Below are 12,291 nucleotides of genomic sequence, written 5' to 3' on the forward strand. Positions count from 1 at the left end.
TGAACGACGTTCCCAGCGTTCGTCAAACCGAACGAATCGATCGACGGAGCGAACATGCAGCAACCGGCGCCCCCGCTCGCCACCATCGCCGCCGCCCTGCGCCGGGAAAGGGAGCGGGCCGGCATCTCGATCGCCGAGCTCGCCCGCCGGGCCGGCCTGGCCAAATCGACGCTGTCGCAGCTCGAGGCGGGCACCGGCAACCCCAGCATCGAGACGCTCTGGTCGCTCGGGGTCGCGCTCGGGGTGCCCTTCAGCCGCCTGGTCGAGCCGCTCGAGACGCAGGTGCGCGTGGTCCGGGCGGGCGAGGGGCCCCGGCTGCGGGCCGACGAGGCCGACCTCGTGGCCACGCTGCTCGCCGCCGGTTCGCCGCACACCCGGCGCGACCTGTACGTGATGGAGCTGCAACCCGGGCCGGCCCGCGACGCCGCGGCGCACATCCCGGGCAGCGTGGAGCACATCGTGGTCGGCGGCGGCCGCATCCGCACCGGGCCGGACGGCGACACCGTCGAACTCGGCCCGGGCGACTACATCACGTTCCCGGGTGACGTCCCGCACCACTACGAGGCGCTCGAACCCGCTTGGGCCGTCCTCGTCATGGAGCACCGCTGACATCGGTGTACAGGCGCGCCACCACGTCCTCGATCTCGGGCTCGACCACCGACAGGTCGCGCACCTGGGCCGCGGTGACCAGGGCGGCGACCGCGGCGCCGGCCGCGATCGACTCGAGGGTGAAGGTGACCCGGTGGCCGTCGGCCTCGGCCGACGTCATCGTCGCGCCGGGCAGGGTGAAGCCGGGCGGCAGCGGGACGTCCAGGTCGGCCACCAGGCGCCGGCGAGAGCCGTAGCGGGCGTGCAACTGCTCGATGGTGCCGTCGTGCACGACGTGGCCGTGGTCGATCACCACCAGGCGGCGGCAGAGGCGTTCGATGTCGGCCAGGTCGTGGGTGGTCAGCACGAGCGTGACGTCGCCGGTGCGGCCCAGCTCGCCCAGGAACGAGCGCACCGCCTGCTTGCTCACCACGTCGAGCCCGATCGTCGGCTCGTCCAGGAACAGCACCTCGGGCCCGTGCAGCAGGGCCGCGGTGAGTTCGCCCCGCATCCGCTGGCCCAGCGACAACTGCCGCACCGGGGTGTCGAGGAACGCGTCCAGGTCGAGCAGCTTCCGGCAACGCCGCAGGCGGGCCTCGTGCTCGGCCGGGGGCACCCGGTAGACGTACCGCAGCAGCCGGAACGACTCGCCGAGGGGAAGGTCCCACCAGAGCTGGGAGCGCTGCCCGAAGACGACGCCGATGCGCAGCGCCAGCCGGGTGCGCTGGGGCACCGGCCGCAGCCCGCTGACCGACACCTCGCCGCTGGTCGGTGACAGCACACCGGTCAGCATCTTGAGCGTGGTCGACTTGCCGGCCCCGTTCGGCCCGATGTAGCCCACCATCTCGCCCCGGGCGATCGACAGGCTGACCCCGTCGACGGCCGCCACCTCGCGTTTCTCCCGGCGCAGGCGGCCGGCTTTCACGCGTACGGTGAAGGTCTTGCGCAATTCCCGCATTTCGATCATGAGCCGGTGCTCCGGTAGTGGCGCACGCCCAGCCGCCAGACCACGGCCGCGATGGCCGAGACGATCAGCGCGATCAGCGGCGACAGGTAGCCCGCCCAGCTCGGCAGACCGAGCGGGTCGGCCCGGCCGAGCAGGGTCAGTGCGGGTTGATAACTGACAAATCCGAAGCCCAGCCCGTACGCGAAGAGGGTGCGGAACCACGAGCCGTAAACCGTGATCGGGTACGAGGTGAAGTCGCGACCGCCGTACGTGAAGCCGTGCCCCAGCTTGCCCGAGTCGATCCACCAGAAGGCGGAGGCGGCGCTCAGCACGAAGATCGCTCCGAAGAACACGGCCCCGCTGATCGGCGCCGAGACCAGCAACAAGGCGCGGCCCGGAGTCCAGTCGACATCGTTGCGGGCGAGCGCCAGGCCCAGCACGCAGGCCCCGACCGCGAGCCGCATCAGCTTGCGTAGCGGCAGGTCGGCCAGGATCAACTGGGGCAGCACGGCCAGCGGCCGCACCAGCACGGCATCGAGGCGCCCGGTCCGCACGTACGTCTCGAGCTGGTCGATGTTGCCGACGGTCAGGTCGGCCAGGACGAACGCGAACGCGGTGATGCCGGTCATCATCAGCGCCTCGTCGAGGGTGAATCCGCCCACGGACGCGGCCGCGCGATAGAGCACGAAGACAGTGACGACGTCGATCAGCGTGCCGGCCGCGTTGGTCACCATCTCGACCGCGAACGACGTCCGGTACGCCGTGGCTGAGCGCAGCCGCCCGCCGAACAGCGCCGCGTACGCCCGCAGCTCACCCACCCTGCACCACCAGGCGCCGCTCGGCCCGGCGCTGCACCCAGTGGGCCAGCGCGAGCATGATCGCAGCCCAGACCGCCTGCAGCGCGACCAGCCCGGCCTGCAACGCCGGCTGGTCCCGCTCGATCAGCACGTCGAGTGGCGTCTGCAGCAGGCCCGGCAGCGGCGTCGCCACCCACAGGGTGACCGTCAGCCAGTCCGGCAGCAGGCGCAGCGGGAAGTAGAGGCCGGCCAGCACGCCCGAGCCCAGCGTCCAGAACATCAGCGGGCCGCGGGCGTCGTCGAGCCAGTACGCGGTCGCGTTGACGAGGTAACGACAGGCGAACGACCCGATCACCGCCAGAAGCACAGAAACCGCGAAAAGCGGCACGGTCTGCCAGCGCGAGGGCGTGGCCAGCGGAAAGAAGAGGGCGCCGACGAGCACCGGCGGCCCGACCCGGGTGAGCAGCGCATGGGCGGCCCGGCCCAGGTCAGCGGCCAGATACGCGGTCACCGGAGAAACCGGGCGTACCAGGTCGGCCACGATGTCGCCGGTCCGGATCCGGTCCGCGAGGTCGCCCCAGCCCCAGATTCCCACTACGTTGAGTAGCCCTTGGCCCACCCAGACGAACGTGGCGAGCTGGCGCGCATCGTAACCGCCGGGCGTGCCGCCCGCTGCCCCCGCGGCTACCGCAAGTAGCACGTAGCAGCGAAGAAAGCCGAAGACTATGTTGGTGAACGTTCCGGCGATCGTGGCCTGCCGATAGGTCGCCCACCGGCGGAAACCCGACCCCATCAACGCACGGAAAGTAGCGACGGAGGCGCCGATCGGACGGCTGGGTGAGATCGCCGGCACGCTGGCGTCAAGCGCGTCCACGCCGTTAATCTCCTTCCCTGACTCCCAGTACCTCCAGTGCCGGACCCTGCGGTGGAGCCGGGCGACTCTATCGGGGTCTCCGGGTGTCCGCCGCGCATTTTCGACCAGAAGTGGAAGTTCGCCGTGACGGAGCGTCGCCAATCGCCGGGCCTGATCTCGGGTGCCCGATGAACGGCTGGAGCTCCCTGGGCGACGGCTGGGGCGACCAGCCGGCCTGGGTCTACGAGATCACCTGGGAGTGGGAGCCGCAGCCCGGCCAGCGCTACCCCGGCGACCCCGGCCGTCGCAAGGCCGTGCACACGCCGGTCTACGAGGCCACCCAGGGCACGCCGGCCGATTCCGAAGATCAAGAGCCTTCCCGGTACGGCGCCCCGCCGGCCCGCCCGGAGCCGGCGCCCCGCCGCGACGAGCCGTTGTGGAACCGGCCCGCCGGCTCCCAGCCCTCCGCCCCCGAACAGCGGCGCGTCTACGGCCGCCAGCCCGACCCGCGTCCCGAGCCATCACAGACCAGCGGCTCGTACCGCGACGCGGTCCAGTTCCGCGAGGCGCAGATGCGGGAGTCCCGCCCCGGCAATCCATACTCGGTGCCGGTCAATCCCGGTCGGGACAACCAGGCCCCCGCCACTCCGGACCGTTCCGGCCCGGGACCGGTCTCCCCCGCGTCCTCGGGCGTCTACGGCGCCGCGCGCCCACCCGCCGACGACCAGCAGTACGGCCGGCGACACACCCCCGACGAGCGCCGCCCGGTCTCCCCGGCCGCCGGCGTCTACGGCAGTGCCCGCCCCGCCCCCGCCGACGCGTTCCCGTCCCGCCCCGGCGCCCGTCCCCCGGCCCCCGGCCAGCGCGACGGCCGCGACGACGGCCCCTTCGACCTCCGTCCGGCCCCGCCCGAGCGCTCCACGCCGCCCCAGGCCCGGCCCACCCCCCAGCCCACCCGGGTCACACCGTCGCGTCAGTCGGCGCCGATTCCCGCACCCGCGCGTCCCGTCTCACCCCCGCCGGTCGCGGCATCCGCGCCGCAGCAGGCCAACCGCCCGCAGTCGGTGCCGGTCCAGCCCGGCTACCCCCAGCATTTCGGTCACGCGCAGCCCGCATCCGGCCACCCGGCGCCGGCCCAGCCCGGCTCTTCCCAGCCGTCTTCGGCGCAGCCCGGCAACCGGCCGCCGTCAGCACAGCCCGGCAATCGACCGCAGTCCCCGGCGCAGTCGGCGCCTTCGCAGCCGGACGCTGCCCAGCCCGGTCGCCCGACGCACTCCGGTTACGCACAGCCCGGCCGCCCACAGCCCGTTCCTGCGCAGCCGGGCAGTTCACAGACAGATACGGCGCAGCCCGGTCGTCCCCAGCCCGACACGGCGCAGCACGGCCACCCGGCGCAGGCCGGCTACGCGCAGCCCGAAGCGGCCCACTACGGGCGCCCGGCACAGCACGGCCGCCCACAGTCCGACACTGCCCAACCCAGCCGTCCCCAGCCCGAGGCGACCCAGCACGGCCGCCCAGCACAGGCCGGCTACGCGCAGCCCGAAGCGGGCCGCCCAGGGCGGTCCGGCTACCCGCAGCCAGACACCGCCCAATCCAGCCACCCGGCAGAGCCCGGCCGTTCCCGGCCCGGGGCGATCCAGTCCGACCGCCCGGCGCAGCCCGACCGCCCGGCGCAGTCCGACTATCCGGCGCAGCCAGGCCGTTCCCAGCACGAAGCGGCCCAGTTCGGCCGCCCGGCGCAGCCCGACTACTCCGAGCCGGTAACCGGCCAGGCCGGCCGCCCGGCGCAGCTGCGCTATCCGCAGTCCGAAGCCGCCCCGACTCGACCGGCATCGGCTGGGCCGGGCGAGTTCCGGCCGGCCCAGCCTGCGTCGCCACACGGAGGCTCACCGGCGCCCTCGCGACCGGTCTCGGGCCAGCCGACCTCCGCACCCCCCGGCGCACCGGGACCGGGGCAGACTCACCAGCCGGACGGCCACCACCGCTCGGGCGCCGAGGCTGGCGCGTCTACTCAGCCGCCCCCGGCGGACAGGCAGGATGCCGCACCCCGCCCGGTCTCTCCCTCGTCTCAGACCTCGGCCGTGCCAGTATCGGGTGGCTCGATCTGGGACGCCGCCCACAAGCAGGGCAGCACTGCCGACCAGGACCCGCGGCCTTCCTCCGCAGTGCCTTCCTCCGCAGTGCCTTCCTCCGCAGTGCCTTCCTCCGCAGTGCCTTCCTCCGCAGTGCCGTCCGCCACCCCGGCTGACGACAGCGGCGAGTCGCACGGCCTGGGCTGGCTGCTCTCCCAGAGCGGCCTCGGCGCAGTGACCCCGCTGCCGCCACCCGTCGTCGAGTCCCCCGCCGCGCCGCCGGTCGCCCAGCCGGCCGTTCTCGAACCCGTCGACGAGCCCGCGCCGGCAACCCCCACCAGCGCCCAGCCCGCGGCCGGCGCACCCTCCGGCCCAGTTCCCGCAGCCGGATCGGCCGGTTTCGCGGGTTCAGCACCCACCATCAACACGGCCCCCGTAACCCGACCCACCAGCTCAGCACCCACTAGCGGCGTGCCGGTAAGCCCGGCACCGGGCACCGAACCGGTCAGCCCGGCGCCCGCAAGCGGGACCACAGGCAGCACGACGCCGGCCACCACGCCAGCCAGCGCAGCACCCGCCGGGCCAGCCAGCGCACCCCCTGCCGGGCCAGCCAGTGCACCCCCTGCTGAGCCGGTCAGTGCACATCCTGCTGGGTCAGCCAGCGCACATCCTGCTGCGTCAGCCGGCGCGTCCTCCGCGGGATCGGTCAGCGCACATCCCGCTGGGCCGGTCAGCTCGGCATCCGCTGACGGACCGGTCAGCTCGGCACCCGCGTTTGACCCGGCATACCCCGTGGCAGGCGCTCACCCGGCACCCATCGCCGGGCAGTTCGGCCCTGAGCCCACCACGGAGCCGCCCACGGCTCCCGGGCCGGACGCGGCCTCCGCGACCATGCCGGTCACCCCGACATCTGCGCAGCCGCACGTCACCGGCACGGGGTCAATCAGCGCCGCGCCGGGCCAGGAGGACTGGTTCGTCCCGTCCGGAGCGCTACCCATCATCACGCCGAGGCGTGCCGGCGAGCCCGCCCCCGACCCCGACGAAGCGGCCCGCGACATCAACTACTCAGCCGACGACGCGCCCGGTGCGGAAACCCGGCACTACGCCGACCTGCCCTACGCCGACTACGACGAGCCCCTGGCCGTCCAGCCGATCGTCAGGCAGCCCACCACGCCCCGCACCGGCCCGGTCTTCCCTGACCAGACCTATGACGAGCCCACCGCGGAGCGCCCTTACCCGGCCGGCGCCAGTTCGGCACAACAGCCGACGTCAGAGCCGCCCACCGCGCCTCATCCCGTCTCCGCCCAGCCGGTGTCCGCACACCCGGTCTCGGCCCAGCCGGTGTCCTCACACCCGATCTCGGCCCAGCCGGTGTCCTCACACCCGATCTCGGCCCAGCCAGTGTCGGCACACCCGGTCTCAGTGCAGCCGATCCCGGCCCAGCCCGTCTCGGCCCAGCCGGTGTCCGCACACCCGGTCTCAGCCCAGCCAGTCTCGGCCCAGCCCGTCTCGGCCCAGCCCGTCTCGGCCCAGCCCGTCTCGGCCCAGCCCGGTAACACTCAGCCCGCCGACACTCAGCGCGAACCAACGCGACACGACTCAGCGCTGTCGGAGTCCGCGAAGCTCGGCTCCCCGCATTCAGGCTCGGCGCAGCCCGTCACCACGCATTCCGAGTCGGCGCGGCACGACGCCCAGCATGCCGAAACAGCGCGGCGCGACGCGACGCATGCCGAAACAGCGCAGCGCGATGCCCAGCATGCCGAAACAGCGCGGCGCGATGCCCAGCATGCCGAAACAGCGCGGCGCGACTTCCCGCAGGCGGGCTCGTCGCGACTGGACTCGGCACGAGACGGCTCCGCGCGGAGCGGCTCGGCGCGGCCGACCTCGTCGCAGCCCTTCGCGACCGGTCCGGAGCCGCTGGCTGCCTTCGGGCGGCCCGCTCCGGCTGTGTCGGAATCCGGCTTGGAGGACTTGGGCGAAGAGCGGGGCTCGAACGCCTCCGACGCGCTTCACGATGGGGGTGTCGGCGAGGGGACGCTGGAAAGCGACTCGGAAGACAGCGGCGACCACGCGCCGTCGGCCCGGTTCCGTGTTGAGGGCGTGCACTTCGACGCCGAGGCCATCGAGGTCGAGCTGATCGAATTCGAGCTGGTCGATGAGGAGCCCGTCGTTGCGCGGCCCGCGGGTGCGGTCGATGACGACATCGTGGACGCCGAGCTCATCGACGACACGCCGGGTGATGTGGTTGCCGCTCTCGAAGGCCCGTCGGCTGCGCCTGCCCTTGCCGCTGAGCCCTTCGTCGCCGAAGGCTCCGGCCAGGCCCTCGGTCCGGACGCGACCGGGCAGGCTTCGGTGCCGGATGAGGAGCTGCCGGGCGGGGCGGTCGCGACAGCCGTCCACACCGGCGAGCGGACGGCCACGGTCAAGACCGGCGCCATCGACGAGCTTGACGCCGAGAACGCACCGCCGGGTGAGGTCCACAGCCGAGCAACCGAGGCGCACAGCCAGGTAACCGAGGCGCACAGCCCAGCAGAAGCGCACAGCCAGGTAACCGAGGCCCACAGCCGAGCAGCCGAAGCGCACAGCCCAGCAACCGAGGCCCACAGCCAAGCAGCCGAAGCGCACAGCCGGGAAACCGAAGTCGGCAAGGCCGGTCGGGACGCCCGCTCGGAGGACTCCGACCGCCCGGTGGCGGCTGCTCCTGGAACGGCCACGGAGGAAATCAGCCACGAGGCTGCGACCTCCCCCGAAATCGCCACCTCCGCGACAGGCTCGTCGCCTGCCGCCGGACAGGAGGCTGCGACCTCCCCCGAAATGGCCACCTCCGCGACAGGTTCATCGCCTGCCGCCGGACAGGAGGCTGTGACGTCCGCCGAAATGGCTACTGCCGCGGCCAGTTCGTCGGCTGCCGCGGGGACGGACTTGGCGAGCGAGGCGGCTCCGACCGCTGAGGCAGGAGCCGAGAGCGACCCCGAGGCGACGGACCACACGGTCATGGTCTCCGCATCAACCCAGGACACGGACTCCGGCACAACCTCCACCGGGGACTCGGCAGACAACGCCGTCACCAGCCCGGATACCGATCCCGCGGACGACGACGCCACAGCCACCCCGGGCACCGAACCCGCGACAACGGCCGCGCCCGACTTGGCAGACGACGCCGCCACGGACCCGACAAGCCCGGACCCGACAAGCCCAGAGGCGGAACACCCGGAAGCCGAGCCTGCCGCGACAACCGCCACAAAGACGAGCCCGGAGGCGGCAGAGCGGGAGGCCGAGCCCGCGGCGACAACCGCCACAAGTTCGACGGATGCTCCGGTCGCGGCGTCCGATGGCGGCGAACAGGATGACGTGACGGGCTCGGCTGAGGGCGGCTCGGCTGGGAGCGGCTCTCCGGCGTACGGGGAAACCGGGCGGCGCAGTGGCGAACCGATTCGGCAGAAGCGGGAGCAGCAGGCCGACCCGCGCAACCGGCGCACCGACCCGGAGCAGATCCTGGCCGCCTACCCGGTGACCTACGACCCGCGGACGCTGCGGGAGCAGATCGAGGACGACGAGCCGATGTGGGTGGTCATCGACCGGCTCACGGACAAGCTCGAGTATGCGGAGCGGGACAGCGACCGGGCACGCCTGCTGAGTTTGCGGGCGGTGGCTTCGCGGCTGCTCGGGGATCTCGATCCGGCTCTGGAGGACGCGCGGGCGGCCCTGGTTCATGCGGAGGCGGCCGGGGAGCTGGTGCGGACGGCGACCGTACGGGCCCGTCTCGGGCATGTGCTTCAGTGGCGCGGTGAGTTCGCCGAGGCCGACCGCGTCTACGCCGAAGCCGGGTCGGCCGAGTTGCCCGCGCGGCTGCGGGCCGAGATCTCCGAGCTGGCCGGGCGGTCCGCGTTCGAGCAGGGGCGCTACCTGGAGGCCGTGAACCACCTGGAGAAGGCGCTCGACCTGCGCCGGGGCGCCGACCCGGACCTGGTCGAGCGGATCGAGCTGGCCCTCGACACGATCACCGGGCGGGCCGCCGAGGGGTGGGGGCCCTATCCGCGATCGTCCGAAGAGATTCTGGGCAAGGTGGAGACGCCCCGGCCGGCCCGGGACGAGAGCTCGGGGTTGTTCGGGTATCCGGGGCTGCTGCCGCCGCGGTACGCGCAGGCTCAGCCGTTCGCGGACGGGGTGGCCTGGGTGCGGCGGCCCGAGGCGCCTGCGTGGGAGCTGATCGACGAGTCGGGCGTGCTGTTCATCGACGCCTCGTCGGGGTATCGCGCGGCCGGGCGGTTCGCCGGCGGGCTGGCCTGGGTGTCGCGGGACGACGCGGGCGGCTGGCATGCGATCGACAAGCAGAACCGGGTCATCGTGGCAGGCGGGTTCGAGGACGCGCGGCCGTTCCGCAACGGGCTGGCGCTGGTGCGGCGGGGCGGCTGGGGTGTCGTCGACGAGCATTCCCGGGTTGTCGTGCAGCCGAACTATCAGGCTTTCGCGACGATGCTCGCCTCGGGCGAGCCGGTGGACGGTTTCACCGAGGAGGGGCTGGCGGTGGTCGACGCGGGCGAGGTGTACGGCGTGGTGGACCGCGAGGGTCACCTGCTGGTGCCGCCCGTGCACGCCGCCCTGCTGATCCACCCGGCCGCGTTCCTGATCGCCGACCGGTTCGGGCTGTGGGGTGCGCTCGGCCGCAAGGGTGAGTCGCTGGTCGAGCTGAAGTACCGGGAGCGTGCCGACGTGCTCGACGAGATCGATAAGTTGATCAAGGACACCCGGCCCGTACTCTGAAAGATCTTCGAGCTGGGCCTAGTGTCGGCGTATGGAGTTTCGTCATCTTGGCCGTTCCGGCCTGCTGATCAGCGAGATCGCGTACGGCAACTGGATCACCCACGGCTCCCAGGTCGAGGAGGAGGCCGCCGTCGCGTGCGTGCGCGCCGCCCTCGACGTGGGCATCACGACGTTCGACACGGCCGACGCGTACGCCGGCGGTCGCGCCGAGGAGGTGCTGGGCCGCGCGCTCAAGGGCGAGCGCCGCGCCGGCCTCGAGATCTTCACCAAGGTCTTCTGGCCGACCGGGCCCGGCCCGAACGACCGCAGCCTGTCCCGCAAGCACATCATGGAGTCGATCGACGCGTCGCTGGGCCGGCTCCAGACCGACTACGTCGACCTTTATCAGGCCCACCGCTACGACTACTCGACCCCGCTCGAGGAGACGATGCAGGCGTTCGCCGACGTCGTGCGTTCGGGCAAAGCGCTCTACATCGGCGTCTCGGAGTGGACCGCGTCCGAGATCCGGGCCGGCTGGGAGATGGCCCAGGACCTGAAGATTCCGTTCGTCTCGAACCAGCCGGAGTACTCCGCGCTGTGGCGGGTCATCGAGGCCGAGGTGGTGCCGACCTCGATCGAGCTGGGGATCGGCCAGGTCGTCTTCTCGCCGGTCGCGCAGGGCGTGCTGACCGGCAAGTACGAGGTGGGCAAGCAGCCGCCGTCGGGCTCGCGGGCCACCGACGAGAAGTCGGGCGCCAACTTCATCTCGCGGCTCATGCGCGACGAGGTGCTGGAGGCGGTGGCCCAGCTCAAGCCGATCGCCGACCAGGCCGGGCTGAGCCTGGCCCAGCTGGCCCTGGCCTGGGTGCTGCAGAACCAGAACGTCTCGGCCGCCATCATCGGCGCGTCCCGCCCCGAGCAGGTGCGGGACAACGCCGCGGCGTCGGGCAAGAAGCTCGACGCCGATGTGATGAAGGCGATCGACGCCGCCCTCGACCCGGTCGCCGAGCGCGACCCGGCCAAGACCCGGTCGCCGGCCCGCCGCCCATAGCCACATAACCCAGGGCGGCCGATCCCCAGCCCCACTCCAATTTATTCAGGGGATGCCCTTTCCCACTGCGCCACTCGGGCGATCGCCGTCAATGAGTTGGGCCCGTTTTCAACGCCGTCGCTGTTTGCGGTGTTGAAAACGGGCCCAACTCATTGACGTAAAGGCCGAAGGCAGAGCCAGAAGCTCAGCTCAGTTCCAGAACCGCATGAGTTCTAGGCCGACCTGGATCAGGACCTGGGAGAGGCCCAGCTTGTCGGTGATCCAGAAGACCACGTCGAAGAAGTAGTCACCGACCTGCGTCTGCCACAGCAGCAGGAACAGCAGGATGAAGCCGTACGGCGCGAAGAGGTTCCACGCGCGCTGATAGGCCGGGCTCATCCACGGCGCGAGGATGCTGCCGCCGTCGAGGCCGGGAATCGGCAGCAGGTTGAGGATGGTCGCCGTCACCTGCAGGAAGGCCAGCGCGGCCAGCGCCGCCCAGAACTCCAGGTGGTCGCCGGAGCCGCCGGCGACCACCTGACCGCCGACCAGGTCGAGCGTGGGCCCCACACCGATCAGGAACGGCAGCGCGAGGACCAGGGCCAGGATCAGGTTGGTGAGCGGGCCGGCGGCGCTGATCAGCGAATCCTTGACCTTGCTGCGAATGTAGCGGTGGTCGACCCAGACGGCGCCGCCGGGCAGGCCGATGCCGCCCAGGATCACCACCACCACGGGCAGGACGATCGACAGCAGCGGGCTCGTGTACTTCAGCGGGTTCAGCTTCAGGTAGCCGCGTTCGACCACCGTGTGGTCGCCCGAGAAGTAGCCGATCAGCGCGTGCGCGTACTCGTGCAGGCAGAGCGACACGAGCCAGCCCGCGACGATGAACAGGAACACGTCGACCCGGACGTTGCCGAAACCGACCCAGGTCATCCAGCCGCTGACCACGAACACGGCCACGATGCCCACGAAGACCGGGCTGGGCACGAACGCGTGGCGCGGTGTCCTCGTGTGGACCGGATCGTCGTAGGTCACGTCACTCCGCCGGCAGCAGGCTCATCGGGTATTCCACCCGGTCGTCCTCGACCAGCACCACCTTGGTCACGCCGGCCTCGGCCAGCCCGCGCCACTCCTGGCCGATCCACGACTCCGCGTCGGCCTGGCTGCTGAACGTCTCGGCCGGCCCGGCCACCGGCTGACCGTCGACGTTCTCGTAGCGCCAACTCCACGGCATGCGCCGCCCCCTTCACGTCCTCGGTCGG

At 72.1% G+C, this 12,291-nt stretch carries 9 protein-coding genes; 3 read left to right on the plus strand and 6 right to left on the minus strand.

Annotated features, from left to right (window positions below):
* Nucleotides 1-54: 54 nt before the first annotated feature.
* Nucleotides 55-609, plus strand: coding sequence for a helix-turn-helix domain-containing protein (locus tag LXN57_RS29015; RefSeq protein WP_251801376.1), 555 nt, complete (start codon nucleotides 55-57; stop codon nucleotides 607-609).
* On the opposite strand, the gene LXN57_RS29020 is transcribed toward LXN57_RS29015, so the two are convergent.
* From LXN57_RS29020 to LXN57_RS29035, 4 genes are all read right to left on the minus strand, one after another.
* A complete protein-coding gene (locus LXN57_RS29020) occupies nucleotides 593-1,555 on the minus strand; it encodes an ABC transporter ATP-binding protein (protein ID WP_251801377.1) in 963 nt (320 codons plus the stop codon). The genes LXN57_RS29015 and LXN57_RS29020 overlap by 17 nt on opposite strands.
* On the minus strand, nucleotides 1,552-2,352 hold the full coding sequence (locus tag LXN57_RS29025) for an ABC transporter permease (RefSeq protein WP_251801378.1): 801 nt from the start codon (nucleotides 2,350-2,352) through the stop codon (nucleotides 1,552-1,554). The genes LXN57_RS29020 and LXN57_RS29025 overlap by 4 nt, the downstream gene beginning before the upstream one ends.
* Nucleotides 2,345-3,205 (minus strand): ABC transporter permease, encoded by an 861-nt coding sequence (locus LXN57_RS29030; protein WP_251801379.1) that lies wholly within the window; start codon nucleotides 3,203-3,205, stop codon nucleotides 2,345-2,347. Before LXN57_RS29030 ends, LXN57_RS29025 begins: the two co-directional genes overlap by 8 nt.
* Nucleotides 3,206-4,512: 1,307 nt before the next feature.
* Complete coding sequence (locus LXN57_RS29035) at nucleotides 4,513-5,064, minus strand: hypothetical protein (protein ID WP_251801380.1); 552 nt, start codon at nucleotides 5,062-5,064, stop codon at nucleotides 4,513-4,515.
* A gap of 984 nt (nucleotides 5,065-6,048) precedes the next feature.
* On the opposite strand from LXN57_RS29035, the gene LXN57_RS29040 reads away from it, so the two are divergent.
* On the plus strand, nucleotides 6,049-10,020 hold the full coding sequence (locus LXN57_RS29040; protein ID WP_251801381.1) for a WG repeat-containing protein: 3,972 nt from the start codon (nucleotides 6,049-6,051) through the stop codon (nucleotides 10,018-10,020).
* A 31-nt stretch (nucleotides 10,021-10,051) separates the two neighbouring features.
* Nucleotides 10,052-11,050: an aldo/keto reductase family protein gene (locus LXN57_RS29045; RefSeq protein WP_251801382.1), complete on the plus strand. Its 999-nt coding sequence runs from the start codon at nucleotides 10,052-10,054 to the stop codon at nucleotides 11,048-11,050.
* A 189-nt stretch (nucleotides 11,051-11,239) separates the two neighbouring features.
* Here the strand turns inward: LXN57_RS29045 and LXN57_RS29050 are convergent, their stop codons facing one another.
* Together LXN57_RS29050 and LXN57_RS29055 are read right to left on the minus strand one after the other, a co-directional pair.
* Nucleotides 11,240-12,064, minus strand: coding sequence for a site-2 protease family protein (locus LXN57_RS29050; RefSeq protein ID WP_251801383.1), 825 nt, complete (start codon nucleotides 12,062-12,064; stop codon nucleotides 11,240-11,242).
* 1 nt (nucleotide 12,065) lies between these two features.
* Nucleotides 12,066-12,263, minus strand: a complete 198-nt coding sequence (locus LXN57_RS29055) for a hypothetical protein (protein ID WP_251801384.1) — start codon at nucleotides 12,261-12,263, stop codon at nucleotides 12,066-12,068.
* Nucleotides 12,264-12,291: the final 28 nt, after the last annotated feature.

The organism is Paractinoplanes hotanensis, from assembly GCF_023717965.1.
Lineage (GTDB): Bacteria > Actinomycetota > Actinomycetes > Mycobacteriales > Micromonosporaceae > Actinoplanes > Actinoplanes polyasparticus.